Raw genomic sequence first — 25,220 nt, 5'->3', positions numbered from 1 at the left:
GGGAGGGGTCGTCGCTCACCTGGACGCACGTGTCGACCCCGCCGCTGCCGATGATCCCGGCGTTCGGTGCTCTGCCCAACACCGCCACGATGAGCCCGTTCGTCATGCTCGTCGGGCTGCTCCCGGTCGCAGCCGGCGTCGTCCTCGGTGTGTCGCCCTGCGCCGGCTCTCCGCGCTCACGAGCCTCGCCACCAAGGCGATTGCGGTCGGCTCGGCCTGGCTCGCCACATCGCTCGTCGCCGCGGCCCTGCTGCTGCTCAGCGCCGGCAGCCTCGGCACCCGCTCGCTCTCCGACATCGGCCCGGTCCTGCTGGCCGCCCCCGCCCTGGCGGCCGAGCTCGCTCTCGGCGCCGCCCTCACCCTGGCCTGGTCCTGGCGGCGCTACCACCGCTGAGCCTGCGCCGGGCGGTCATGGACCGGAGGGGTCGGCCGGATGCGCGATGATGGGGTACCCGCCCACCACGAGGGGCCGTCCTGATGCCTGACAAGCCCGTGCCCACGCCGCCCGCCGGGGCGCGCGACTCCTCGCGCTGCGCCTTGCTGGTGCTCGTAGGGCTGGTGCTGACCTACCTGCCGCTGCCGTGGCGGGCGCTGGCCGTGGTGGCCGGGCTCGCAGCGATCTTCTTCGGGATCCGGGCGATGACCGCCCAGATCCGGACCAAGCAGTCCTTCTCGGCGGCGTGGACGGGACTCGGGGTCATGCTGGCGGCCTGGCTGATCGTGGTGACCGGCATCCAGACCGTCTTCACCGGCCAGTGGTCCCAGGTCGAGGAGTGCCTCAAGGGCGCCAACACCCGCGTCGCCGAGGCTGACTGCCGCAAGCAGCTCGGCGACGGCGCCGGCAGCGGCCTGCTCGGCCTGTTCGGCGAGTAGCAGCCCGGGCGGTCCTGCACCACGACCTGCTCAACGATCGTGCGCACGAACCCGGGAGATGCGCAGGAACCCGTGAGGCGCCGCCCTCCCGACCCTGCGCGTGTCACGCCAACTTAAGCGTCTCACGCCTGCCACCGACCCCTGGGGTCTGCACGGTGGCAGCGGCGATCGTCCACAGGCCGTGACCACTAGGGTGGTCGGCGTGAACGCACCTCAGCCCGTCGACGTGGTCGTCCTCGTGTCCGGGTCCGGCACGCTGCTGCAGGCGCTGCTCGACGCGAGTGCCGACCCCGGTTACGGCGTGCGGGTGGCCGCGGTGGGGGCGGACCGGCCAGGCACGCTGGGCGAGGAGCGGGCGGCCCGCGCCGGGGTCGACACGTTCGTGGCGAGGGTGGGCGACCATCCCGACCGGGCGGCCTGGGATCGCGCCCTGGCGGCCGAGATCGCCCGCCACAAGCCGCGATTCGTCGTGAGCGCCGGGTTCATGAAGATCCTCGGCCCGGCCGTGCTAGGCACGGTGCCCGTCATCAACACCCACCCGGCTCTGCTGCCCAGCTTCCCCGGCGCCCACGGGGTGCGGGACGCGCTCGCCTACGGCGTCAGCGTCACCGGCACGACCTGCCACCTGGTCGATGCGGGGGTCGACACCGGGCCGATCATCGCCCAGCGCACGGTGGATGTCCGGCCGGACGACACCGAGGAGTCCCTGCACGAGCGGATCAAGGTCCAGGAGCGCGCGATGCTGGTCGACGTCGTGGGCCGCCTCGCCGCGGACGGCTTCCGCGTCAACGGCCGCCGGGTAGAGTGGGGGCACACGACTGGCGCAGGTGGGTCAACCACCAGGGAGTGACGTTCGTGGGCATCGCCCGCCTGGGTGCCCGCATCTGGACAGACCAAGCCGCAGGAGTGCCCATGACGACGAATCCTTCCCCCTCGCACGCCTCCGACCAGCGCAACCAGACCACCGACGGCCGCCGCCCGGTGCGCCGGGCGCTCGTGTCGGTCTACGACAAGACCGGGCTCGAGGACCTCGTGCGCGGCCTCGCCGCGGACGGTGTAGTGCTCGTGTCGACCGGCGGGTCCGCCTCCCTGATCGCGGGGCTGGGTCTGCCGGTGACCCGCGTGGAGGACCTCACCGGCTTCCCCGAGTGCCTCGAGGGCCGGGTCAAGACGCTGCACCCGCGGGTGCACGCGGGGATCCTCGCGGACACCCGCAAGCCGGACCACCTGGCCCAGCTGGAGGAGCTCGAGGTCGCGCCGTTCGAGCTGGTCGTGGTCAACCTCTACCCCTTCACCGAGACCGTCGCGTCGGGGGCCAGCCCCGACGAGTGCATCGAGCAGATCGACATCGGGGGCCCGTCGATGGTGCGCGCCGCGGCCAAGAACCACCCGAGCGTCGCGGTGGTCACCTCGCCGGCGGACTACGCCGAGACGCTGGCGGCCGTGCAGGCGGGTGGGTTCACCCTCGAGCAGCGAAAGGCGTTGGCCGCCAAGGCTTTCGTGCACACCGCAAGCTACGACGTGGCCGTGGCCTCCTGGATGGGCAACGCCTACGTCGACACCTCCGAGGGCACCGGGTTCCCGGCCTGGACGGGTGCGACGTGGACCAAGGCGGCCACCCTGCGCTACGGCGAGAACCCGCACCAGCAGGCCGCGCTCTACCGACACTGGCGCCCGGGCGTCGCGAGCGCCGAGCAGCTGCACGGCAAGGAGATGTCCTACAACAACTACGTCGACACCGACGCGGCGGTCCGGGCGGCGCACGATCACGGCGACCAGCCCACGGTCGCCATCATCAAGCACGCGAATCCTTGTGGCATCGCTGTCGGTTCGGCCGACGAGGACATCGCGGCCGTCCACGCCCGCGCGCACGCCTGCGACTCCCTGTCGGCGTTCGGCGGCGTGATCGCCACCAACCGGCCCGTCACCGTGGCGATGGCGGACGCGGTGAAGGACATCTTCACCGAGGTCGTCGTGGCTCCGGACTTCGAGCCGGAGGCGCTCGAGATCCTCAAGGGCAAGAAGAACATTCGGCTGCTGCGTCTCCCCGAGGAGGCGGTGGCGCAGGCCGACGCGATCGAGTTCCGGCCGATCAGCGGGGGGCTGCTCGTGCAGCAGCGCGACCAGATCGACGCGGTGATCGAGCCGACCGAGTCGGACAAGCCGACCGCCGGCCACGGCGACGCGCCGCTGCACTGGACCCTGGTCGCCGGCGAGCCCGCCGACGACGCGACCCTGCGCGACCTGGACTTCGCGTGGAAGGCGGTGCGGGCCACCAAGTCCAACGCCATCCTGCTCGCCAAGGACGCGGCCTCGGTCGGCATCGGCATGGGGCAGGTCAACCGGGTCGACTCGTGCCGGCTCGCCGTGTCGCGCGCCGGAGCCGAGCGGGCGCGGGGCGCGGTCGCGTCCTCGGACGCCTTCTTCCCGTTCGCCGACGGCCCGCAGATCCTGCTCGACGCGGGCGTCCGCGCGATCGTGGCGCCCGGTGGCTCGCTGCGCGACGCCGAGACGATCGAGGCGTGCCAGCGGGCCGGGGTCACGCTCTACTTCACCGGCACCCGCCACTTTGCCCACTGAGCCGGCACGCCTGCCCACCGAGCCGGGCCGCCACGAGCCGTCGGCCGTCGTCTCGCTCAGCGTGGCGGCGGCGCTCGGCGCGGGAGCCCTCAGCTCGCTGCAGGCGAAGGCCAACGGCCAGCTCGGCCAGGTCTTCGACGCAGCGGTGGACGCAGCCCTGTGGAGCTTCGGCTCCGGCTGGCTGATCCTCACCCTCGGGCTGCTGCTGCCCGGGCCGCGGCGCGGGTTGCGCGAGGCCCGCGCGGCCTACCGCGCCAACCGGCTGCGCTGGTGGCAGTTCCTCGGCGGCCTCGGCGGCGCGCTCTTCGTCGGTGCGCAGGCCTTCGCGGTGCCGCTGGCCGGCGTCACGCTGTTCACCATCGGTGTCGTGGGTGGTCAGACCGTCACGGCCCTGCTCGTAGACCGTGTCGGCCTCGGCCCGGGCGGGGTCGCCCCCGTCACGCTCGGGCGCGTGCTCAGCGCGGTGGCCACCGTGATCGGAGTCGTGGTGGCCGCCACCGCCCGGGGTGGCACGACCGGCTCGGTGCCCGTCGGCGCGGTGCTCTGCGCGGTCGCCGGTGGCGCCGCCATCGCCGTGAGCGGCGCCCTCAACGGCCGGGTCAACCGGGCGAGCGGGCACGTCACGGCGACGTCGTGGATCAACTTCACCTGGGGCTCGCTCGCCCTGCTCGGCTGGGCGCTCGTGCTGCGCCTGCAGGGTGGCCTGCACGCGCCGCGCAGCCTCGACGCCCCGTGGTGGGCCTACGCGGGCGGCGTTCTCGGCATCGTCTTCGTCGCCGTCGGCGCGGTCGTCGTCCACCACCTCGGCGTGCTGCTGACCGCCCTGCTCACCATCGCCGGCCAGATCGTCATGGGTCTCGTGCTCGACCTGGCCTCCGCCACCACCCGGTCCCACGTGGGACCCCAGCTGCTCCTCGGCGTCGCGATCACCCTCGTGGCCGCCGTCGGCGCAGGAATCGCCGCGTCCCGGACCAGCCGGGCCGCGGCACCCGCACCCCAGTCACCCACCGTGGGAGGATGATCACCGTGACCGCAACCCTCATGGACGGCAAGGCCACGCTCGCCACCATCAAGGCCGAGCTCAAGGACCGCGTCGCCGCGCTCGCCGACCGAGGCGTCGTGCCCGGTCTCGGGACCGTCCTGGTCGGCGACGACCCCGCCAGCTCGTGGTACGTCCGGGCCAAGCACCGCGACTGCCAGGAGATCGGCATCGCGAGCATCCAGCGCACCCTGCCCGCCACGGCGACCCAGGCCGAGGTCGAGGCCGTCGTCGACGAGCTGAACGCCGACCCCGACTGCACCGGCTTCCTCGTGCAGCAGCCGACCGGTCTCGACGACAACGCGATCCTCGCGCGGGTCGACCCGGACAAAGACGTCGACGGCCTCACGCCGGTCAACCTCGGCCGGCTCGTCCTCGGCATCCCCGCGCCGCTGCCGTGCACGCCGATGGGCATCATCGAGCTGTGCCGGCGCTACGACATCCCGCTCAACGGCGCCGAGGTGGTCGTCATCGGGCGCGGCCTCACGGTCGGCCGCCCGCTCGGCCTGATCCTCACCCGTCGCTCGGAGAACTCCACGGTCACGTTGTGCCACACCGGGACTCGTGACCTGGCGGAGCACACCCGACGGGCCGACATCGTCGTCGCCGCGGCCGGCGTGCCGGGCATCCTCAAGCCCGACATGGTCAAGCCCGGAGCGGCAGTCTTCGACGTGGGCGTGTCCCGCGTCGCCGGCCCGGACGGCAAGTCGGTCGTCGCCGGCGACATCGACCCCGGCGTGTGGGAGGTCGCCGGCGCGATGACCCCCAACCCCGGTGGGGTCGGTCCGATGACCCGCGCCCTGCTGCTCACCAACATCGTCGAGGCGGCCGAGCGCTCCCTCCAGGCCGCCGACTGACCCGACCAGGAGAGCGTAGATGCAGCACCCGTCGATCGCGCAGACCCGGCTCGGGGCCTGGTGGGTCCTCGGTGCCGGTCTCGCGATCGCCCTGGTGACGATGCTGACCGGGCAACTGCGCTCGGGCGGCTACGTCTTCGCCGCTGCGCTGCTGCTCGCCGGTGCCCTGCGCACCGTGCTCCCGCGCGAGGCCGCTGCCGGCCTCGTGATCCGGCCGCGCTGGCTGGACCTCGTGCTCTACGTCGGCGCGGGGACGGCGGTGCTCGTGGCCACCTTCCTGCTCAAGATCCCGCAGGCGTAGACCGTGCTCGTCGCGGTCCGCAAGCGGCGACGGCGCTGAGACCCGGTTGAGCGGCACCCGCGCGAGGGGGCACCATCGTGGCGTGACCACCATCTTGTCGATCCAGTCCCACGTCGCCTACGGGCACGTCGGCAACAGCGCCTCCGTCTTCCCGCTCCAGCGGATCGGCGTCGAGGTCTGGCCCGTCCCGACCGTGAACTTCTCCAACCACACGGGCTACGGCGCCTGGCGCGGGCCGCTGATCCCCGCCGCGGACGTGCGCGAGGTCATCACCGGCGTGGGGGAGCGCGACGCGTTCGCCGAGATCGACGCGGTGCTCTCGGGCTACCAGGGTGGGGCGGACATCGCCGAGGTCATCCTCGCGGCCGTCGCCGAGGTCAAGGCCGCCAACCCGGCCGCGATCTACGCGTGCGACCCGGTCATGGGCAACGCCAAGAGCGGGTGTTTCGTCGCCCCGCAGATCCCGGTGCTGCTGCGCGAGCAGGTCGTCCCGGCGGCCGACCTCATCACGCCCAACCAGTTCGAGCTGGGCTACCTCACCGGCACCGAGCCCCGCACGCTCGAGGACACCCTGGACGCCGTCGAGCGCGCCCAGGCCATGGGGCCGCAGACCGTCCTCGTCACGAGCGTCGAGCGACCGGACGCTCCCGCCGACACCCTCGAGATGCTCGCCGTCACGCCCGCCGGCGCCTGGATCGTGCAGACCCCGCGGCTGCCGATCAAGTGCAACGGCTCCGGCGACGTCACCGCTGCGCTGTTCACCGCCCACCTGCTGCAGACCTCCGACCCGGCGCTCGCGCTCGGTCGCACGGCCTCCAGCGTGTTCGACCTGATCGAGACCACCGTGCGCTCCGGCCGCCGCGAGCTGCAGCTCGTGCAGTCGCAGGAGGCCATCGCCCACCCGCGCATGCAGTTCGAGGTCACCCAGGTCCGCTGACGGGGCCCCGCCCAGGACACGCGAAGACCGGCCGGGTGCGGTGCACCCGGCCGGTCTTCGTGCAGTCAAACCGGTGAGGCTAGGAGATCAGCCCGAGCTCCTTGACGGCGTCGCGCTCCTCGGCGAGCTCGGCGACGGACGCGTCGATCTTGCCGCGCGAGAAGTCGTCGATGTCGAGGCCCTGGACGATCTCCCAGTCGCCGTTCTTGGTGGTGACGGGGAAGGAGGAGATGAGCCCCTCCGGCACGCCGTAGGACCCGTCGGACACGACCGCCATCGACACCCAGTCGTCCTTGGCGGAGCCGTTCAGCCAGTCGCGGGCGGCGTCGATGGTCGCGGAGGCGGCCGACGCTGCGGAGGACGAGCCGCGCGCCTCGATGATCGCGGCGCCACGCTTGGCGACGGTCGGGATGAAGGTGTTCTCGAGCCAGTCCTGGTCGCCCACGGCCTCGGCGGCGTTCTTGCCGGAGACCTCGGCGTGGAACAGGTCGGGGTACTGCGTGGCCGAGTGGTTGCCCCAGATCGTCATCTTGGTGATCTCGGTGACCGGCACCTGCAGCTTGGCGGCGAGCTGGGAGATCGCGCGGTTGTGGTCCAGGCGGGTCAGCGCCGAGAAGCGCTCCTTGGGGATGTCGGGGGCGTTCGACATCGCGATCAGCGCGTTGGTGTTGGCCGGGTTGCCGGTGACGCCGATGCGGATGTCGTCGGCGGCGTGGTCGTTGAGCGCCTTGCCCTGGCCGGTGAAGATCGCGCCGTTGGCGGAGAGCAGGTCGCCGCGCTCCATGCCCTTGGTGCGGGGCCGGGCGCCGACGAGCAGGGCCAGGTTGGCGCCGTCGAAGATCACGTTGGGGTCGTCACCGATCTCGACACCGGCGAGCGTCGGGAACGCACAGTCGTCGAGCTCCATGACGACGCCCTCGAGCGCCTTCAGGGCCGGGGTGATCTCGAGCAGTCGCAGCTGGACCGGGGTGTCCGGGCCGAAGAGCGCACCGCTGGCGATGCGGAACAGGAGGCTGTAGCCGATCTGGCCGGCAGCGCCGGTCACGGCGACCTTGACGGGTTGAGCGCTCACAGGGCGATTCCTTCACGCGTAGGGACGATGGGAGACACCTGCGACGCTATCAGCCCGGTCCCAGGTGCTCACCTTCGGACCGCTCACTCCTTGCTCGTGGTGTGCTCGTGTCGTGCTCGTGATGTGGTCTACCTGACGTCCTGCACCGCCTGTCGACGCGACGCGGCCCCGCCCCCAGCGAGGGGACGGGGCCGCGGGCCTGAGGTCCAGAGACCGAGAAGGGGACCGGTGAGGTCAGCGGCGAGCCGCCGCGACCTCACCCTCGATGTCCTCGTCGGAGCGGTCGACGCCGGTGATCGCGGCGAAGGTCGCGCCGGCGAACAGCGCGCCGAGGATCGGGGCCACCCAGAACAGCCACAGCTGCCCCGGGGCGCCGGCGCCGTTGAAGAACGCGACGGCGGTGGAGCGGGCCGGGTTCACCGAGGTGTTGGTGATCGGGATGGAGATGAGGTGGATCAGCGTCAGCGCCAGGCCGATGGCCAGCGGGGCGAAGCCCTTCGGCGCACGGTCGTGGGTGGCGCCGAGGATGACGTAGAGGAAGAAGGCGGTCAGCACGAACTCCGCGACGAAGGCCGCGAGCAGCGAGTAGCCGCCGGGGGAGTTGGCGCCGTAGCCGTTGGCCGCGAAGTGGCCGGTGGCGGTGAAGCCGTCCTTGCCGGTCGCGATGACGTAGAGCACGAGGCCGGCGACGAGGCCGGCGACGACCTGGGTGACGATGTAGGGCAGCGCGTCCTTGATCGGGAAGCGCTTGCCGGCGACCAGGCCGAGGGTGACGGCCGGGTTGAAGTGGCCGCCGGAGACGCCACCGACGGCGTAGGCCATGGTGAGGACGGTCAGGCCGAAGGCCAGCGCCACACCGACGAAGCCGATGCCCAGCTGGACCTTGTCGGCGTCGGTCGAGAGGAACTTCGCCGCGAAGATGGCGCTGCCACAGCCGCCGAAGACGAGCCAGAAGGTGCCCAGGAACTCAGCGCCCAGACGAGCGGGCAGAGTAGGGGTACGCACGAGAGAATGCTCCTGTTGAGGAAAGGTGAGGAGAGGCCAGCGGCGTCGGCGGCCTCGGGAAGGACACCCGATGAGGCGTCATTCCCAGGATGACACACGGCGCCGTCGCGAAGGAGGGTATTTGTCCGGTTGGTCGCGCTGAGGATGCCCGTCAAGTCCCCATCACTGCGTAATCAGTGCCTACTCTGCGTGTGTGAATTCCCTCCCATGGCGTAGACCTCTCGGCCGCCTCGCGCTCGTCCCGCTCCTCGCGCTCGCCCTCCTCGTGCCGGCCGTGCCGGTGGCCCTGCCGGCCCCGGCAGCGGCCGCGCCGGCCGCCGCAGGTGGCCTGCGGACCGCCCTGCCGGCCGCCCTGCCGACCGCCGTCCCGGTCGCCGTGACGACCGCCCCGCGCCCGCAGGTGGGTGCGCTGTTCCCGGGTGGGGTGGCCGGCTCCCACTCGTGCACGGGCACCGTGGTCGCCTCGCCCACCGGAGACCTGGTGATCACCGCGGCGCACTGCCTCAGCGGCAGCCCCCGCGGCTGGTCGTTCGTCCCGGGCTACGACGCGGGTCGCGCGCCGTACGGGGTGTGGCGGGTGGCCTACGGCTACGTCGACCCGCGCTGGCGCACCGGCCACGACCCGCACTACGACGTCGCGGTGCTGCGCATCGAGCCGCTGGTGGTGTCGGGCCGGGCTCGGACGATCCAGTCGGTCGTCGGGGCCTACACCGCGGCCGAGCAGCGCCCCGTCGGCACGTCGACCCGGCTCACGGCCTACAACGCCGGTCGTGGCGACCGCCCCATCACCTGCGCGAACTCCGTTGCCTCCGAGCGCGGTTGGCCGCTCGTGACGTGTGGGGGGTTCTACAACGGGGTGAGCGGGAGCGCGTTCACCAGCGTCGTCGACGGCCGCACCGTGATCGCGGGAATCATCGGCGGCCTGCACGAGGGCGGCTGCACGAGCTGGCAGAACTACTCCTCGCCGTTCCACCTGTCCTGGGTGTCCACCCTGCTCACCCGGGCGAGCCGGCGCTGGCCGGCCGACGCGCCGACCCCCTCCGCCGGCGACGGGTGCTGAGGTCGATCTCACCGCTGCGCGATGGCCGCGCGGTGGGCGGGGCGCGGCCCGGCTCACTAGGATGACCAGGAGATGACCGAGGGGCCCGCTGGTCCCTCGCACCGCCCATCGACTGCTTGGAGTGAGCATGACGTCAACCATCGTGTGGACCCAGATCGACGAGGCGCCGGCGCTGGCGACCTACTCGTTCCTGCCGATCGTCAAGGGGTTCACCCACGGCACCGGCATCGAGGTCGAGACCAGCGACATCTCGCTGGCGGGCCGCATCCTCGCGCAGTTCCCCGACCGGCTCACCCCCGAGCAGCGCGTCGACGACAACCTGACCAAGCTCGGTGAGCTGACCTCGTCGCCCGACACGACCATCATCAAGCTGCCCAACATCTCCGCCTCCGTGCCGCAGCTCAAGGCCGCGATCAAGGAGCTGCAGGGCCAGGGCTACGACATCCCGGACTACCCCGAGGACCCGACCACCGACGAGCAGAAGGCCGTCGCTGCGTCCTACGCCAAGGTGCTCGGCTCTGCCGTCAACCCCGTTCTGCGCGAGGGCAACTCCGACCGTCGGGCGCCTCAGTCGGTCAAGAGCTTCGCGCGCAAGAACCCGCACCGCCTCGGCGCGTGGTCCGCGGACAACAAGTCCTTCGTAGCCTCCATGGCCGGCGGCGACTTCTACGGCAACGAGCGCAGCGTGGTCACCGACAAGGGTACCACCCTCTCGATCGAGCTGGAGTCCACCGACGGCGACACCACCGTGCTCGCCGACGGCATCAAGACCCTCGACGGCGAGATCGTCGACGGCACCTTCATGAGCGCCCGCCAGCTGCGCGCGTTCTACGAGGACCAGATCGGCATCGCCAAGGAGCGCGGCCTGCTGCTCTCGCTGCACCTCAAGGCGACCATGATGAAGGTCTCCGACCCCGTGCTGTTCGGCCACGGCGTCTCGGTGTTCTATGCCGACGTGTTCGACAAGCACCGCGACACCCTCACCCGTCTCGGGGTCAACCCCAACCAGGGCATCGGTGACCTCTACGCCAAGATCGCGGACCTGCCCGCCGTCGAGCGCGAGGCGATCGAGCAGGACATCAAGGCGGTCTACGACTCGCGGCCGGCGCTGGCGATGGTCAACTCCGACAAGGGCATCACCAACCTGCACGTGCCGAGCGACGTCATCATCGACGCCTCCATGCCGGTCGTGATCCGCGACTCGGGTCAGATGTGGAACGCCGACGGCGAGCTGCAGGAGACCCTCGCGATGGTGCCCGACCGGTGCTACGGTCCGATGTACGAAGCCGTGATCGAGGACTGCAAGGCCCACGGCGCCCTCGACCCGGCGACCATGGGCTCGGTGCCCAACGTCGGTCTGATGGCCCAGAAGGCCGAGGAGTACGGCTCGCACCCGACCACCTTCGTCATCCCCGCCACCGGCACCGTCCGGGTCAAGGACGCCGAGGGCAACGTGCTGATGAAGCACGACGTCGAGAAGGGCGACATCTGGCGGATGTCCCGCGTGCGCGACATCCCGATCCAGGACTGGGTCAAGCTCGCCGTGACCCGCGCTCGCGCGACCGGCGCGCCGGCCGTGTTCTTCCTCGACCGCGACCGCGCGCACGACGCCAACGTGATCACCAAGGTGGAGCGCTACCTCAAGGACCACGACACCTCCGGCCTGGAGATCAAGATCCTCGCGCCCGTCCCGGCGATGAAGTACTGCCTCGAGCGCATCCGCAAGGGCGAGGACACCATCTCGGTCACCGGGAACGTGCTGCGTGACTACCTCACCGACCTGTTCCCGATCCTCGAGCTCGGCACCTCCGCCAAGATGCTGTCGGTCGTGCCGCTGCTCGCCGGCGGTGGCCTGTTCGAGACCGGCGCGGGCGGCTCCGCCCCGAAGCACGTGCAGCAGTTCGTGTCCGAGGACTACCTGCGCTGGGACTCCCTCGGCGAGTTCTCCGCGCTGGGCGCCGCGCTCGAGCACGTCGCCGCCACCACGGGCAACGCCAAGGCCCAGGTCCTCGCCGACACCCTGGACCAGGCGATCGCCCAGTTCCTCGACGAGAACAAGTCGCCGGCGCGCAAGGTCGGTCAGATCGACAACCGCGGCAGCCACTACTACCTCGCCCTGTTCTGGGCCGAGGCGCTGGCCGCGCAGACCGACGACGCCGAGCTGGCCGCGCGCTTCGCCCCCGTCGCCAAGACGCTGCGCGAGGACGAGGCCACGATCAACGAGGAGCTCATCGGCGTCCAGGGCCACCCGGTCGACCTCGGTGGCTACTACCGCCCCGACGCCGAGAAGGCGTCCGCGGCCATGCGCCCGAGCGCCACGTTCAACGCCGTGATCGACGCGCTGTAGACCGTCCGCGCTGAACGCCACCGGCCCTCCCGCTCGGGGAGGACCGGTGGCGTCGTGCTGGGTGGGGTGGCTCGGTCTACCAGTTGCGTTGGGCGGGAGCGGCAGGGAGCGCGCGCGACCAGGCCCGCAGCACGTAGGTCGTGCCGCCGGAGCGAGCCCACGCGTTCTCGAACTGCGCCCGGTTGTAGACCTTGCGCACGAGCGCGTTGCTGGCCTTCATCGCGGAGGCGGGGTCGTTGACGATCACGTTGCCGGCGGAGTCGAAGCCGCGGATCACCATGAGGTGACCGTTGGTGCCGAAGCCGGCGCCGGTCAGCTGGCTGCTGGTGAACGACGTCGACACGACCAGCGGGATGCCGGCCCGGATGAACTGCTCGGCCTCGGTGAGGGTGCGCAGCCGCGTGACGAAGGCGTCCAGCCCGCGGGTCGCCGCGTACGCCGTATTGAACGGCCAGTTGCCGGAGCCGTCGTAGGCGTAGTCGAAGACCTGGCTGACGGTGTGGTCCACCTGCGGGTTGGTGTGCGGCGTGGGACGCACCCAGGACGACTCGGTGGTGGACGCGCCGACCTTCCAGTAGTCGAGCACCATCGCGAGCGACGTTGCGCTGCACCAGGCCTCGCCACCACCGTTCCATGACGGGTAGTGCCCGACGTGGTTCATCTGGCTGTAGGTCGAGACCGCGAGGTCGATGCCGCGGCCGACCCCGACCGGGCTGACCGGGACGCTGACGGCCGACCCGGTGGGCACCGAGCTGGTCATTGCCGCAGCGCTCGCGAGGCGCGGCGTGCCGGTCGTGCCCGTCGGGCGGTAGAGGTAGACCCGGATGCGGAAGCTCTTGAAGGAGTAGCCCGTCCGCGCCTTGAGCGTGTCGGTGGCGATGCTGGCGAAGGCGTCGCCCTGGCCGTTGACGCTCATCCGGGTGGGGCTGCCGGACGTCATCTGGGACCACCGCCCCATCGAGAACCACGCCGTCGTGGCGCCTGAGGTCGTCAACCCTTGGACCCAGTAGGAGATCCAGCTGCCGGAGGGCGTGAACGCGCGCCACGAGGCGACGAGCTGGGTGAACGCGAAGCCCGGCGTGGCCCAGCCCGTGGTCCAGTAGGCGTAGTCGTAGGTGCGCGTGGTGCGGCTGGCGTAGGGGTCCGTGTAGGTCGTGCGGCCGGCCGGCCGAGCCAGCGTCTGGTAGCCCCCGGCGTAGGCCGTGCCCGTGTGCGTGCCGCCGGAGAGCGCTGCTCCCTGGCATCGGTAGAGCGAGACGTTGCGGGCCGCTGCTGCCTGGGCTTGCGGGGCGGTCGCTCCGGCAAGGGCGCCGAGGGCTGCGGTCGTGGCTGCGGTGGCGCCGCCGAGGACGACTCGGCGCGAGGGCCTGGCGTGCGGGGTGCGGTCTGCGGGCGCGGGGGCGGTGGGGGCACTGGGGGAGATGTGACGCATGGTGACACCATGTCACGATGCGTGACGATATCGCGTACGACCTGTGCAGGTTCACCCGTAGTGGTGACTGGTGGGGTCTGCCGGGGGCGCCGTGGCGCTGGTGCGGGCGCCAGGCGTGCGCTGCGGACTGATTTACGCCTCTTTGAGGCCGTTTTGATCGTTCAACAGCCCATGGATCCGTCCGAACGGCACGGCTGAGGGGGTCTTGCCTATTGGTAACCAATCAATTACCTTTCAAGCGTGGACACCTTCGCAGCTCTCGCCGACCCGGTACGTCGATCGCTCGTGAGACAGCTGGCGGTCGAGCCGAGTCGGGTCGTTGACCTGGCGAAGGTCCGCGACATCAGCCGCCCAGCCATCAGCAGACACCTGCGTCTGCTGAGCGAGGCCGGTTTGTGCACCGTGCAGGCGCGAGGCCGCGAACGCATCTACCACCTCGATCGGTCCGGGCTCACGGCGGTTCAGGAGTTCCTTGATGCGGTGACGGTCGCGGAACCACCCCTTGCCGAGACCGCGCTGGACGCCCTCGAGCTCGAGGTTCGACGAGCAGTCCGAGAGGTCACCACCCACCCAGAGGAGAAGACCGGATGAGTCAGCACGCGACCGGCCGCGCCGAGAAGCGCGACGGCACACTGTGCATCGTGTTCGAGCGGCGCTTCCGCGCACCGATCGACGCGGTGTGGGCAGCCGTCACCGAGCCTGACCGGCTCGCGCGTTGGATCGGCCGATACACCGGAGACCCCACGACAGGCACGGTGAGCTTCACCATGAGCGCGGAGGGGGACGACGTCGCGGCCGAGGACATCACCATCACCGAGTGCGAGCCTCCTCGTCACCTCGCCGTCGTCATGCCGGGCCCTGAGGGAGCGCCCTGGTCACTGACGGTGGATCTCGTCGAGCAGGCCGGTGAGACCGTGCTGCGCTTCGCCCAGGCGATGGACCACCCGGATCTGGCATCGAGCGTCGGCCCAGGGTGGGACTACTACCTCGACCGGCTCGCCGCGGCGGTCAGCCAGGCAGACGTCGAGGCCATCTCCTTCGACGACTACTACCCGGCCTTCGCCGAGCACTACCGCGTCGCCGTGGAGCGCGGTCGTCTCGCCTAGCCTCGTCCAACCGGCTCGCGTCGGTCTCGGTAGACCTCCCGGGCACCGAGCAGGGTCAACTGACCCGGCCGCCCGGTGCGGCGGCGACGGCGGCGAAGCAGGAGGGTGCCGCAAAGCCTTGCTCGGAGTACGCCGCCTCGATGGCGGCGGTGACCTGGTCGGCGGTGCCGGCGGGGATCAGCGCGATGCACGAGCCGCCGAAACCGCCGCCGGTCATCCGGGCGCCCAGGGCACCGGCGGCGCGGGCGGCCACGACAGCGACGTCCAGCTCGGGACAGGTGACCTCGAAGTCCAGGCGGAGGGACTCGTGCGACTCGTGGAAGAGCCGCCCCACCTCGGCGTAGTCGTCGCGCTCGAGAGCGGCGATGGTGTCGCGGACGCGTTGGATCTCGGTGACCACGTGCCGGGTTCGCTTGCGCAGCAGGTCGTTCGGGAGGGCGAGCAGGGCGGCCTCGAGACCGGACGGCTCGATCTCGCGCAGCGTCTCGACGCCGAGCAGCTCGGCCGCCTGCTCGCACGAGGCGCGGCGCTCGGCGTACTGCCCGTCGACCAGGGCGTGCTCGGCGCGGGTGTCGCAGACGAGCAGCTCCAGGTCGTGCGCGGTGAGGTCGAAGGGCACCTGGCCGATCGAGCCGTCGCGGCAGTCCAGCAGCAGGGCGTGGCCCTCGGTCGTGCGTAGCGAGGCGGCCTGGTCCAGGCCCCCGGTGGGAGCCTGGGCGATGTGGTTCTCGGCGCGCTGGCAGGCCTTGGCGAGCTGGGCGCGGCCCTCGTCGGAGGCGAGCAGGTCCAGCCCGAACAGGTCCGAGGCGGCAGTGCCGAGCGAGCCCTCGAGCGCCGCCGAGCTGGACAGCCCGGCACCGATCGGGACCGTCGAGTGCACGACCACGTCGACGCTCCGCACCGGGTGACCGGCCTCGCGCAGCGCCCAGACGACACCGGCGAGGTAGGACGCCCAGCCCTGCGGGCGCCCGGGCGCGACCTCGTCGATGTCGAGCTCCGCGACGCCGTCCACGTCGCACGACGCCAGCACCAGCCGGTCGTCGTCGCGCGCCCGGACCGCGGCAAAGGTGCGCTGCGGCAACGCGATCGGCAGGCACAGGCCGCCGTTGTAGTCCGTGTGCTCGCCGATGAGGTTGACCCGGCCCGGCGACGCCCACACGCCGTCCGGCTCGCCGCCGAAGCGCTCGACGAAGGCTTCCCGGACCTTCTGGACACTCGTCTCGGCCGGCGCGCTCATGGACCCTCCTGGGGGTGGTCGGCGGGGGAGCGCTCACTGTCGAGCGCCGATGCGGAGAGGCCGAGCGTGGCCAGCAGGACGGTCCCGACGCGCTGGCGCAGCCGCTCGACGAGGTCGGGGTCGATCTGGTCGTCGGTGACCAGGATGGATGCCCGATCCAGCTCGGCCACCTTGGCCAGGGCGACGACGCCCGCCTTGGTGTGGTCTACGAGCACCACCAGCTGGTGGCCGCACTCGATCATCGCCTGCGCGGTGGCGACCTCGGCCAGGTTCGGGCAGGTGAACCCGGCGTCGACGGCGAACCCGTGAAAGCCGTGAAACACCATGTCCACGTGCAGGTCTCGCAGGGCCGAGATGGCCATCGGGCCGACGAGCGCGTGCGACGGCGTGCGCACGCCGCCGGTCAGGACGACCTGGCTGGAGGCGGGGACCGCGTCGAACAGCAGGTTGGCCGCGTCGGTCGCGTTGGTGACGATGGTGAGGTCGGGGATGGTGGCGATCGCCTGCGCGAAGGCGTGCGTGGTCGTGCCGGCCGAGATGGCGATGGTCATGCCGGGCTCGACCAGACCGGCGGCCTCCCGGGCGATGGCGTGCTTGGCGGCCGTCTCGAGGCTCGACTTGGCCAGGAAGCCCGGCTCGTCGCTCGTGCCGGGGGAGATGGCCGTGGCGCCACCGTGGACCCGCCGGATGAGCCCTCGGTTGTCGAGCTCCTCGAGGTCACGACGGATGGTCATGTCGGACACGCCGAGCTGGCCGGCGATGTCCGTCACGCGCACGGCACCGGTCGCCCGCACCTCGCGCAGCACGCGCTCGCGCCGTTGACCGGGCAGCATGGCTACTCCTTCTCGACAGTGGCCGACTCACGCACGATAGCGACTCCCTGCGGCTCGAGGCGGAGCGAGCCGTCGACCGGCTCGTCGCTCACCAGGTCGTGGCCGGCGGTGGCGACGGTCGCCGCCTCGGTGCCGTGGTTGAGGGCGAACAGCCACGAGGAGTCGGCCTGCCGCCGGCGGACCAGCTCGACGTCGCCGGTGGCGGACCCGACGGGCTGCACCCCGGCCGCGTCGATCACGCTGCCCAGCAACCGATCCCAGCCCTCGTCGCTCAGCTCCGTCGAGACGTACCAGGCGGCGCCGTCCCCGCGGGAGACCCGGGTCAGGGCGGCTCCACCGGCGAGGGGACCGTCGGCGTAGGACGTGAGCACCTCGGCATCGGTCGCGGTCAGGTCCTCGCTCCAGATCGTGCCGACGGTGCCGTCGTCCAGTGCAACGGTCTCGTCGACGCGCAAGGGATAGAACTCCTGCGCGCGCACCCCGACCAGGTCGCGGAACGCGCCCGGGTAGCCGCCCAGGCGCACGTGGTCGTCCTCGTCCACGATGCCGGAGAAGTACGTGACGACGACCTGCGCGCCCCGCTCCGCGGCGGCTGCGACCGCCGCGGCGTGCTCGTCGGTGACGAGGTAGAGCGTGGGCACCACGATCACGTCGTAGCCGCTGAGGTCGGCCGACGGGTGCACCACGTCGGCGCTCACGTGCCGGCGGCGTAGGGCGCGGTGCACCGCGATGGACGTGGCGGGGTAGTCGACGGCCTCCGACGGCATGGCGGGACCGCTCGCCGCCCACTGGGCCTGGTAGTCCCAGAGCAGCGCGACCCGTGACTCGACGCGGCTGCCGACGAGCTCGCTTGCGCGAGAGAGGATCTCGCCGAGCTGGCTGACCTCGGCGAAGCGCTTGGTCTCGGGGCCGGCGTGCGGCACCAGGGCGGAGTGGTACTTCTCGGAGCCGGCGCGCGACTGGCGCCACTGGAAGTAGCCGACGGTGTCGGCGCCGTGAGCCACGTGGGTGAGGCTGTCGTGGAGGAGCTGGCCCGGGACCTTGGCCGGGTTGACCGGCTGCCAGTTGACGGCGCTGGTGGAGTGCTCCATGAGCAGCCACGGTTCCCCGCCCGCGACGCCCCGCGTCACAGCGGCCGAGAACGACTGCTCCGCAAGGGGATCCGAGAGCGCGTCGACGACGTAGTGGTCGGTGCTGACGACGTCGACGTGGGAGGCCCACTGGTGGTAGTCGAGGTGTCGGAAACCGGTCATCGTCATGAAGTTGGTCGTCACCGGCACGCCGGGCGAGTGCTCGCGCAGGGCCTGCAGCTCGGCGTCGTGCTGGGCGAGCAGCTGGTCGGACTGGAACCGCCGGTAGTCCAGGACGTGGGTCGGGTTCGAGAACGTCGGGGTCCGCCGCGGCGGGAGGACGTGCTCCCAGTCGCTGTAGCGCTGGCTCCAGAACGCCGTGCCCCAGGCTTGGTTCAGGGCCTCCAGGTCGTGGTAACGCGCCTGCAGCCAGTTGCGGAAGGCGACGGCGCACCGGTCGCAGTAGCACGGGACGTTGTGGCAGCCGTACTCGTTGCTCACGTGCCACAGCGCCAGCGCGGGGTGGTCGTGGTAGCGCTTGGCCATCTGGGTGGCGAGCGCAACGGCCTTGTCCCGGAACAGGATCGAGCTCGGGCACCACGCCTGGCGCGACCCCTGCCACAGCACGTGCCCGTCGTGGTCGACGGGCAGCATCTCGGGGTGCTCGGCGGTGAGCCAGACCGGGGGAGCGGCGGTGGCGGTGGCGAGGTCTACGGCGATCCCTGCGGCCGCGAGCTGGTCCATGATCGTGTCGAGCCACTCGAACTCGTAGACCCCGTCCTTGGTCTCGATCCACGACCACGAGAACACCCCGAGGGTCACGAAGGTGACACCGGCGCGCTGCATCAGTGCGATGTCCTCGGCCCAGACGGATCGGGGCCACTGCTCGGGGTTGTAGTCGCCGCCGAAGGCCACGACGTCGTTCGGCCAGGTTCGCATGACGCGCAGTCTTGTCGGCCGTCGACGTGCGTGTCAACAGAGTCGAACATACGGATGTGCCACCGAGCGTGGTCGCAAACCGGGCCGACTGACCGGGCCAGGCTCTTGACAAGCGCCATCTGCTGGATCATGATCTTTCGCGACTGACAGGAAGTGTTTGATTCTGTCGCACTCTGAGTGATTCTCCGCCGAGATCGCGCACCCACTTCAGTGCTGAAGGAGCCCGCCATGCCGCGTCGTCCATCCACCGAGGCCGAGTACCTCGCCTCGCTCGTCCCGGCCTCGGCGCGAGCTCAGCAGGCCATGCGAGCCCAGCAGCTCGACCGCCGCGCCCTGCTGCGCGGTGCGGGCGTCGCCGGCGCGGCGTTGGCCCTGCCCAGCCTGCTCTCGGCGTGCGGTGGCAGCAGCGGGGGCTCGGCGAGCGGCGGTGGCGCGGCGAGCGGGACCGTCAAGCTCGGGTCGAACCAGTCGGACGCCGTCCCGAAGGCCGCCGTCGCCTCGCTCGTCGCGGCGTTCCAGAAGGCCAACCCGGGGCTGACGGTCGTGACGAACACGATCGACCACAACACCTTCCAGGAGAACATCAACAACTACCTGCAAGGCTCGCCGGACGACGTGTTCACGTGGTTCTCGGGCTACCGGATGCGCTACTTCGCGAGCAAGGGGCTCATCGGCGACATCTCCGACGTGTGGGGCAACCTCCAGGGCTACTCCGAGGCGCAGAAGAAGGCCTCGACCGGGGACGACGGCAAGCAGTACCTCGTGCCGACGACGTACTACCCCTGGGCGATGCACTACCGCAAGAGCGTGTGGGACAAGCACGGCTACACCGTCCCCAAGACCCTCGACGAGCTCGTCGCGCTGTCGACGAAGATGCAGAAGGACGGCCTGGCCCCGATCGCGTTCGGCGACAAGGACGGCTGGCCTGCGATGGGCACGTTCGACATCCTCAACATGCGCGTCAACGGCTACGACTACCACGTGTCGCTCATGGCCGGGAAGGAGGACTGGACCGGGGCCAAGGTCAAGAAGGTCTTCGACCAGTGGAAGGCGCTGCTGCCGTTCCACCAGGCCGACTCCCTCGGACGCACCTGGCAGGAGGCCGCCCAGTCGCTGCAGAAGGGCCAGAGCGGCATGTACTACCTCGGCACGTTCGTGGCCCAGCAGTTCGCGAAGGGCGCCGAGCAGGACGACCTGCTGTTCTTCAACTTCCCCGAGATCGACTCGGCCGTCGGGGCCGACGCGATCGACGCACCCATCGACGGCTACATGATGAGCAAGCGCCCCAAGAACGAGGCCGGCTCGAAGAAGTTCCTCGAGTTCCTCGGCTCCGGGCCCGCCCAGGACATCCTGGTGCAGGCCGACCCGTCGGTCATCGCGTGCAGCGAGAAGGCGGACACCGCCAAGTACACCAAGCTGCAGAAGGCGTCCCTGGACTTCGTGAAGCAGGCCAAGTCGATCGCTCAGTTCCTCGACCGGGACTCCCGTCCGGACTTCGCCTCCACGGTCGTCACGCCGGCGCTGCAGAGCTTCATCAAGAACCCCGCTGACCTCGACACGATCCTCGGCCAGGTCGAGAGCCAGAAGAAGGCCATGTTCACGTCATGACGACGTCGGCCGCTGCTACGTCCCAGGCCCCCGCGAAGGGCCGGAAAGCCAGGCTTTCCGGCCCGGACCGGCTGACCGTGGCGCTGATGGTGGGGGTCCCCACCCTGGTCGTGCTCTTGCTCGTGTGGGGGCCGGCCATCGCCACCGTCCTGTTCTCGTTCTTCGACTGGGACGGGTACTCCCCGTTCAGCGAGTCCCCGTTCGTCGGAGGCAAGTTCTACACCGAGGCCGTCACGATCTATCCGGCGTTCTGGCCGGCGATCCAGCACAACCTGATCTGGCTCGCCGTGCTGTTCCTCGTCGCGACGCCGCTGGGCATGCTCACGGCCGTCCTCATCGACCACGAGGCGAAGTTCACCAAGTTCTACCAGACCTCGTTCTACCTGCCGGTGGTGCTGTCGATGGCCCTGGTGGGCTTCATCTGGCAGCTGATGTTCAGCCGGGACCAGGGCTTCATCAACGGCATCACCGGCTGGTCGATCGACTGGTACGGCGACTCGCGCTACAACCTGTGGGCCGCCCTGATCGCGACAACCTGGCGGCACATGGGCTACATCATGCTGCTCTACCTGGCCGGGCTGAAGGGCGTGGACCAGTCCTTGCGCGAGGCGGCCAAGGTCGACGGCGCCGGCGAGCGACAGACCTTCTTCAAGGTGGTCTTCCCCGTGATGGCTCCGATCAACATCATCGTGCTGGTGGTCACCGTGATCGAGTCGCTGCGCGCCTTCGACCTGGTGTGGGTCATCAACAAGGGCCGCAACGGCCTCGAGCTGATCTCGACCGAGGTCACCCGCAACATCGTCGGTGAGGCCCAGCGCATCGGCTTCGGGTCCGCGCTGGCGACGATCATGCTCCTCATCAGCTCCGTCTTCATCGTCATCTATCTGCGCATCGTCATGCGGGAGGACTCGTGAGCGACAAGCGCCCCTGGACCCCGGCCCGGATCGCGATCCACGCGTTCCTGCTGGTGATGGCCGTGGTCTGGCTGTTCCCGCTGCTCTACGCGCTCGCGGCCAGCCTGCGCAACTACGCCTACACGGCCGAGCACGGCTACCTGTCGACCGGTGGCTGGACCTTGCAGAACTACGTGAACGCGTGGGAGACAGCCGGATTCACCCAGAAGTTCATCAACTCCGCGATCATCACCGTGCCCGCGGTGCTGCTCACGCTCCTGCTCGCGTCGTGCGTGGCGTTCGTCGTCGCACGCTTCTCCTGGCGACTCAACCTCGCCCTGCTCGGGTTCTTCACCGCCGCGAACCTGCTGCCGCCCCAGGCGCTGCTCATCCCCGTCTTCAAGATGTTCCAGAAGATCGAGGTGCCGTTCTGGTTCAGCGACTCCGGGACCCTGCTGGACAGCTACTGGGGGCTGATCCTGGTCAACATCGCCTTCCAGACCGGCTTCTGCGCGTTCGTCCTCAGCAACTACATGAAGACCATCCCCAAGGAGCTCTACGAGTCGGCCATGGTCGACGGCGCCTCCGTCTGGCGGCAGTTCTGGCAGCTGACGATGCCGCTGTGCCGTCCCCCGCTCGCAGCCCTGGCCACGTTGGAGGTCACCTGGATCTACAACGAGTTCTTCTGGGCGACAGTGCTGCTGCAGAGCGGCGACAAGTATCCGATCACCAGCTCGCTCAACAACCTTCGCGGTCAGTTCTTCACCGACAACAACCTGGTGGCGGCGGGATCCCTCATCGTCGCCGTCCCGACGCTCGCGATCTACTTCGCCCTGCAGAAGCAGTTCGTCTCGGGTCTCACCCTGGGTGCCACTAAGGGCTGATCGCCCGTAGCGGCCGCGCCCCGCTCGTCGATGGAAGGATGGACCCATGAGCGAGGACGGACTGGCCCGCGCCCGGGAGAAGATGACGACGGCGGGGGTGAGCGGCGCAGCGATCGAGGCGTTCGCGCACTACTACGGCGAGCTGGAGCAGGGCGCGACCGGCCTGGTCCCCGAGGCCGAGATCGACCCGGTGACCGACCTCCCGGTCTACGAGGACATCGCGGTCACCCCGGACCAGGCGCGAGAAGCCTTGGGGCAGACCGTGTTCGTCAAGCTCAACGGCGGGCTGGGCACGTCGATGGGGATGAGTCGCGCGAAGTCGCTGCTGCCGGTCCGTGACGGGCTGTCCTTCCTCGACATCACCGTGCGGCAGGTGCTGGCCGCACGGGCCGAGCACGACGTGCGCCTGCCGCTGCTGCTGATGGACTCGTTCAACACCCAGCAGGACACGCTCGCCGCCCTGGCCGCCTACCCGGAGCTGCCGGTCGACGGGTTGCCGCTGGACTTCCTGCAGAGCCAGGAGCCCAAGCTGCTCGCGAGCGACCTCACCCCGGTGTCCTGGCCGGCCGACCCGCGGCTGGAGTGGTGCCCGCCGGGGCACGGCGACATCTACCCGTCGCTGCTCGGCTCGGGGGTGCTGGACCTGATCGTGGAGCAGGGCTATCGCTACCTCGCGGTGAGCAACGGGGACAACCTCGGGGCCGCACCGGACGCCCGGATCGTCGGGTGGTTCGCGTCCACCGGCGCACCCTACGCGGCCGAGGTGACTCCGCGAACTCCCATGGACCGCAAGGGTGGTCACCTCGCGCACCGCAAGAGCGACGGCCGGCTCATCCTTCGCGAGACGGCGCAGACGCCCCCCGACGAGATGCGCTGGTTCACCGACGAGACCCGTCACCCGTTCGCCCACTGCAACAACCTGTGGCTCGACGCGGTGCGCCTGCGCGACACGCTCCGCGCGAGCTCGGGGGTCCTCGGGCTGCCGCTGATCCGCAACCTCAAGACGGTCGACCCGCGAGACCCGTCCTCGCCGGAGGTGGTCCAGGTCGAGAGCGCGATGGGCGCCGCCGTGGGCGTGTTCGAGGGGGCGACCGCGCTGGTCGTGCCCCGCTCGCGGTTCCTGCCCGTCAAGGGCACGGCCGAGCTGCTGCTGGTGCGCTCCGACGTCTACGACCTGCGCGCCGACGGCACCCTCGAGCGCACCGTCGACCAGGCGCCGGTCGTCGAGCTCGGCCGGTCCTACAAGCGGATCGGCGACTTCGAGGCGCGCTTCCCGGCCGGGCCACCGTCGCTGGCGCGGGCGCAGCGGCTCGACGTCGCCGGTGACTACACGTTCGGCTCCGACGTGGTCGTCGTCGGTGACGTCACGCTGCCCGACGACGGCGCGGCGCACGACGTCCCTGACGGCTCGCTGCTCGAGGGCCCCCGGTGACCCCCGCCGCGAGCGACCCCGTGCTGCACCGCGGCGAGCCGGTCGCCGGCCCGTGGACCACCCTCGACGAGGTGGACCTCGCCGCCAGGATTCGCGAGATGACCGATGCGCCAAGGCCGCTCGTGCTCGTCGACGGCATGAGCGGAGCCGGCAAGACGACCGTCGCCGACGTCGTCGCCGCCGCGTTCGGGGCCGGCATCGTGCACACCGACGACGTCGCGTGGCACCTGCACCCGGTGGACTGGGCCGAGCAGATGCTGTCCGGGGTCGTCGAGCCGTGGCGCGCGGGGGAGCGGGTGGGCTACCGGCCTCCGGGCTGGGTCGAGCGCGACCGTCCCGGCCACGTCCACGTAGACCCCTCGCGGGGTCTGGTGATCGAGGGCGTGGGTGCCGCTCGGCACGAGCTGGCGCCGCTGGCCGACCTGGTGATCTGGGTGCAGGTGGATCGAGAGCGAGCGCGGACCCGCGGTCTGGCCCGCGACGTGCAGCTGGGCCGGACCGAGCAGGAGGCGGTCGACTTCTGGGCGGAGTGGGAGCGCAGCGAGCTGCCCTTCCTCGAGCGGGAGCGACCGTGGGCGCGTGCCCACCTGGTGGTCGACGGCTTCCCACCTGCTGGGACGGCCGGCCAGCTCCGAATCGCGGATGGCCCGGCCGAGAGAACCTGACACAATGAGCGGCATGTCCGATCCTGCTACCTCGACCCCTGCACGTCACGAGCGCATCCTCTCCGGGATGCAGCCCACCTCCGACTCGCTGCACCTCGGCAACTACCTGGGTGCCCTGGTCAACTGGGTCAAGCTGCAGGACGACTTCGACGCGTTCTACTTCGTCGCGGACCTGCACTCGCTGACCGTGCCGACCGACCCCAAGGTGATCCGCGCCCGCACCCGCGTCACCGCGGCGCAGTACATCGCGGCGGGCGTCGACCCGCAGCGGTCGCCGGTCTTCGTGCAGTCCCACATCCAGGAGCACACCGAGCTGATGTGGATCCTGGCCTGCCTCACCGGTTTTGGCGAGGCCAGCCGGATGACGCAGTTCAAGGACAAGACAGCCAAGGGCGGCAACGCCAACGTCGGTCTGTTCACCTACCCCGTCCTGATGGCGGCCGACATCCTGCTCTACGACGCCGCCTACGTGCCCGTCGGCGAGGACCAGCGCCAGCACCTGGAGATCACCCGCGACCTCGCCGAGCGGTTCAACCAGCGCTACAAGAAGACGCTGCGGGTGCCCGACGCCTACATCGTCAAGGAGGGCGCCAAGATCTACGACCTGGCCGACCCGACCGCCAAGATGAGCAAGTCCGCCGCGAGCGACTCCGGCCTGATCAACATGCTCGACGACCCGTCGGTCAGCGCCAAGAAGATCCGCAGCGCGGTCACCGACACCGAGACCGTCGTGCGCTACGACCCCGAGGCCAAGCCGGGGGTGTCCAACCTGCTCACCATCAGCTCGGTCCTCTCGGGCACGCCGATCCCGGATCTGGAGCGCGAGTTCGAGGGCCGCATGTACGGCGAACTGAAGAAGCACACGGCGGAGGTCCTCGTCGACTTCGTCACCCCCTTCCGGGCCCGCACCCTCGAGCTGCTGGACGACCCCGCCGAGCTCGACCGGATGCTCGCGAGCGGTGCGGAGCGCGCCCGCGAGGTCGCGGCGCGCACCATCGCCCGGGTCTACGACCGCGTGGGTCTGCTGCCCATCCCGAGGCATTGAGCCGC

General features: G+C 70.6%; 24 protein-coding genes, 1 pseudogene and 1 riboswitch. Of the genes and pseudogenes, 19 read left to right on the top strand and 6 right to left on the bottom strand.

Annotated elements, in window-relative coordinates; translation table 11 throughout:
- Positions 1–50 precede the first annotated feature (50 nt).
- From MM440_RS17680 to pdxY, 9 genes and pseudogenes are all read left to right on the top strand, one after another.
- Positions 51–104, top strand: a pseudogene (locus MM440_RS17680) (hypothetical protein); the annotation flags it as partial.
- 53 nt (positions 105–157) lie between these two features.
- Positions 158–394 carry a cell division protein PerM gene (locus MM440_RS17675; protein WP_420914188.1) on the top strand — a complete coding sequence of 79 codons (237 nt, stop codon included), beginning with the start codon at positions 158–160 and terminating at the stop codon, positions 392–394.
- 83 nt (positions 395–477) lie between these two features.
- Positions 478–873, top strand: a complete 396-nt coding sequence (locus MM440_RS16825) for a hypothetical protein (protein WP_241444210.1) — start codon at positions 478–480, stop codon at positions 871–873.
- Between the two features lie 202 nt (positions 874–1,075).
- Entirely contained in the window at positions 1,076–1,723 is a 648-nt protein-coding gene (gene purN / locus MM440_RS16820; protein WP_420914154.1) for a phosphoribosylglycinamide formyltransferase, read from the top strand.
- Positions 1,679–1,756, top strand: a riboswitch (ZMP/ZTP riboswitch). It overlaps the preceding gene by 45 nt.
- A 29-nt stretch (positions 1,757–1,785) precedes the next feature.
- A complete protein-coding gene (gene purH, locus MM440_RS16815) occupies positions 1,786–3,453 on the top strand; it encodes a bifunctional phosphoribosylaminoimidazolecarboxamide formyltransferase/IMP cyclohydrolase (RefSeq protein WP_241444211.1) in 1,668 nt (555 codons plus the stop codon).
- On the top strand, positions 3,443–4,474 hold the full coding sequence (locus tag MM440_RS16810) for a DMT family transporter (RefSeq protein ID WP_241444212.1): 1,032 nt from the start codon (positions 3,443–3,445) through the stop codon (positions 4,472–4,474). Before purH ends, MM440_RS16810 begins: the two co-directional genes overlap by 11 nt.
- Before the next feature lie 5 nt (positions 4,475–4,479).
- Entirely contained in the window at positions 4,480–5,349 is an 870-nt protein-coding gene (locus MM440_RS16805; RefSeq protein WP_241444213.1) for a bifunctional methylenetetrahydrofolate dehydrogenase/methenyltetrahydrofolate cyclohydrolase, read from the top strand.
- 19 nt (positions 5,350–5,368) lie between these two features.
- Positions 5,369–5,650, top strand: coding sequence for a DUF3017 domain-containing protein (locus MM440_RS16800; RefSeq protein ID WP_241444214.1), 282 nt, complete (start codon positions 5,369–5,371; stop codon positions 5,648–5,650).
- 82 nt (positions 5,651–5,732) lie between these two features.
- Positions 5,733–6,587: a pyridoxal kinase PdxY gene (gene pdxY, locus MM440_RS16795; RefSeq protein ID WP_241444215.1), complete on the top strand. Its 855-nt coding sequence runs from the start codon at positions 5,733–5,735 to the stop codon at positions 6,585–6,587.
- Between the two features lie 79 nt (positions 6,588–6,666).
- Here the strand turns inward: pdxY and MM440_RS16790 are convergent, their stop codons facing one another.
- Positions 6,667–7,659, bottom strand: coding sequence for a malate dehydrogenase (locus MM440_RS16790; RefSeq protein WP_241446544.1), 993 nt, complete (start codon positions 7,657–7,659; stop codon positions 6,667–6,669).
- A 234-nt stretch (positions 7,660–7,893) separates the two neighbouring features.
- Positions 7,894–8,664, bottom strand: a complete 771-nt coding sequence (gene aqpZ / locus MM440_RS16785; protein ID WP_241446542.1) for an aquaporin Z — start codon at positions 8,662–8,664, stop codon at positions 7,894–7,896.
- A 193-nt stretch (positions 8,665–8,857) separates the two neighbouring features.
- Here aqpZ and MM440_RS16780 point away from each other — a divergent pair, with 193 nt between their 5' ends.
- Entirely contained in the window at positions 8,858–9,724 is an 867-nt protein-coding gene (locus MM440_RS16780; protein WP_241446540.1) for a trypsin-like serine peptidase, read from the top strand.
- Between the two features lie 127 nt (positions 9,725–9,851).
- Positions 9,852–12,071 (top strand): NADP-dependent isocitrate dehydrogenase, encoded by a 2,220-nt coding sequence (locus MM440_RS16775; protein ID WP_241446538.1) that lies wholly within the window; start codon positions 9,852–9,854, stop codon positions 12,069–12,071.
- A gap of 76 nt (positions 12,072–12,147) precedes the next feature.
- Here MM440_RS16775 and MM440_RS16770 read toward each other — a convergent pair whose 3' ends face one another.
- Positions 12,148–13,503, bottom strand: coding sequence for a peptidase C39 family protein (locus tag MM440_RS16770; RefSeq protein WP_241446536.1), 1,356 nt, complete (start codon positions 13,501–13,503; stop codon positions 12,148–12,150).
- A gap of 240 nt (positions 13,504–13,743) precedes the next feature.
- Here MM440_RS16770 and MM440_RS16765 point away from each other — a divergent pair, with 240 nt between their 5' ends.
- Together MM440_RS16765 and MM440_RS16760 are read left to right on the top strand one after the other, a co-directional pair.
- On the top strand, positions 13,744–14,094 hold the full coding sequence (locus tag MM440_RS16765) for an ArsR/SmtB family transcription factor (protein WP_241446534.1): 351 nt from the start codon (positions 13,744–13,746) through the stop codon (positions 14,092–14,094).
- A complete protein-coding gene (locus MM440_RS16760) occupies positions 14,091–14,609 on the top strand; it encodes an SRPBCC family protein (RefSeq protein WP_241446526.1) in 519 nt (172 codons plus the stop codon). The genes MM440_RS16765 and MM440_RS16760 overlap by 4 nt, the downstream gene beginning before the upstream one ends.
- Before the next feature lie 55 nt (positions 14,610–14,664).
- On the opposite strand, the gene galK is transcribed toward MM440_RS16760, so the two are convergent.
- The 3 genes from galK to MM440_RS16745 are packed head-to-tail and all read right to left on the bottom strand — an operon-like array spanning position 14,665 to position 18,688.
- A complete protein-coding gene (galK, locus tag MM440_RS16755) occupies positions 14,665–15,846 on the bottom strand; it encodes a galactokinase (RefSeq protein WP_241446524.1) in 1,182 nt (393 codons plus the stop codon).
- Positions 15,843–16,679 carry a DeoR/GlpR family DNA-binding transcription regulator gene (locus MM440_RS16750; RefSeq protein ID WP_241446522.1) on the bottom strand — a complete coding sequence of 279 codons (837 nt, stop codon included), beginning with the start codon at positions 16,677–16,679 and terminating at the stop codon, positions 15,843–15,845. Before MM440_RS16750 ends, galK begins: the two co-directional genes overlap by 4 nt.
- Positions 16,680–16,681: 2 nt before the next feature.
- Positions 16,682–18,688 carry a beta-galactosidase gene (locus tag MM440_RS16745; protein ID WP_241446521.1) on the bottom strand — a complete coding sequence of 669 codons (2,007 nt, stop codon included), beginning with the start codon at positions 18,686–18,688 and terminating at the stop codon, positions 16,682–16,684.
- Positions 18,689–18,916: 228 nt separating this feature from the next.
- Here MM440_RS16745 and MM440_RS16740 point away from each other — a divergent pair, with 228 nt between their 5' ends.
- The 6 genes from MM440_RS16740 to trpS are packed head-to-tail and all read left to right on the top strand — an operon-like array spanning position 18,917 to position 25,215.
- On the top strand, positions 18,917–20,296 hold the full coding sequence (locus tag MM440_RS16740) for an ABC transporter substrate-binding protein (protein ID WP_241446519.1): 1,380 nt from the start codon (positions 18,917–18,919) through the stop codon (positions 20,294–20,296).
- Entirely contained in the window at positions 20,293–21,210 is a 918-nt protein-coding gene (locus MM440_RS16735; protein WP_241446511.1) for a carbohydrate ABC transporter permease, read from the top strand. Before MM440_RS16740 ends, MM440_RS16735 begins: the two co-directional genes overlap by 4 nt.
- A complete protein-coding gene (locus MM440_RS16730) occupies positions 21,207–22,073 on the top strand; it encodes a carbohydrate ABC transporter permease (RefSeq protein ID WP_241446503.1) in 867 nt (288 codons plus the stop codon). Before MM440_RS16735 ends, MM440_RS16730 begins: the two co-directional genes overlap by 4 nt.
- A gap of 46 nt (positions 22,074–22,119) precedes the next feature.
- The gene (locus MM440_RS16725; protein WP_241446501.1) at positions 22,120–23,505 is read left to right on the top strand and encodes a UTP--glucose-1-phosphate uridylyltransferase; all 1,386 of its coding nucleotides are present in this window, start codon (positions 22,120–22,122) and stop codon (positions 23,503–23,505) included.
- A complete protein-coding gene (locus tag MM440_RS16720) occupies positions 23,502–24,170 on the top strand; it encodes a uridine kinase family protein (RefSeq protein ID WP_241446499.1) in 669 nt (222 codons plus the stop codon). Before MM440_RS16725 ends, MM440_RS16720 begins: the two co-directional genes overlap by 4 nt.
- A 4-nt stretch (positions 24,171–24,174) precedes the next feature.
- Positions 24,175–25,215 carry a tryptophan--tRNA ligase gene (trpS, locus tag MM440_RS16715; RefSeq protein ID WP_241446497.1) on the top strand — a complete coding sequence of 347 codons (1,041 nt, stop codon included), beginning with the start codon at positions 24,175–24,177 and terminating at the stop codon, positions 25,213–25,215.
- Positions 25,216–25,220 lie beyond the last annotated feature (5 nt).

This window comes from Arsenicicoccus piscis, assembly GCF_022568835.1.
Taxonomy (GTDB): Bacteria; Actinomycetota; Actinomycetes; order Actinomycetales; family Dermatophilaceae; genus Arsenicicoccus; species Arsenicicoccus piscis.
The sequence above is the reverse complement of the archived record's forward strand: the minus strand, read 5'-3'. Positions and strand labels throughout refer to the sequence as shown.

Coding starts and splice junctions, on each gene's coding strand:
- MM440_RS16750 (WP_241446522.1), bottom strand. CDS start 16,679: ATGCTGCCCGGTCAACGGCGCGAGCGCGTGCTGCGCGAGGTGCGGGCG.
- MM440_RS16760 (WP_241446526.1), top strand. CDS start 14,091: ATGAGTCAGCACGCGACCGGCCGCGCCGAGAAGCGCGACGGCACACTG.
- MM440_RS16745 (WP_241446521.1), bottom strand. CDS start 18,688: ATGCGAACCTGGCCGAACGACGTCGTGGCCTTCGGCGGCGACTACAAC.
- trpS (WP_241446497.1), top strand. CDS start 24,175: ATGAGCGGCATGTCCGATCCTGCTACCTCGACCCCTGCACGTCACGAG.
- galK (WP_241446524.1), bottom strand. CDS start 15,846: ATGAGCGCGCCGGCCGAGACGAGTGTCCAGAAGGTCCGGGAAGCCTTC.
- MM440_RS16735 (WP_241446511.1), top strand. CDS start 20,293: ATGACGACGTCGGCCGCTGCTACGTCCCAGGCCCCCGCGAAGGGCCGG.
- MM440_RS16775 (WP_241446538.1), top strand. CDS start 9,852: ATGACGTCAACCATCGTGTGGACCCAGATCGACGAGGCGCCGGCGCTG.
- MM440_RS16800 (WP_241444214.1), top strand. CDS start 5,369: ATGCAGCACCCGTCGATCGCGCAGACCCGGCTCGGGGCCTGGTGGGTC.
- MM440_RS16725 (WP_241446501.1), top strand. CDS start 22,120: ATGAGCGAGGACGGACTGGCCCGCGCCCGGGAGAAGATGACGACGGCG.
- MM440_RS16825 (WP_241444210.1), top strand. CDS start 478: ATGCCTGACAAGCCCGTGCCCACGCCGCCCGCCGGGGCGCGCGACTCC.
- MM440_RS16740 (WP_241446519.1), top strand. CDS start 18,917: ATGCCGCGTCGTCCATCCACCGAGGCCGAGTACCTCGCCTCGCTCGTC.
- MM440_RS16770 (WP_241446536.1), bottom strand. CDS start 13,503: ATGCGTCACATCTCCCCCAGTGCCCCCACCGCCCCCGCGCCCGCAGAC.
- purH (WP_241444211.1), top strand. CDS start 1,786: ATGACGACGAATCCTTCCCCCTCGCACGCCTCCGACCAGCGCAACCAG.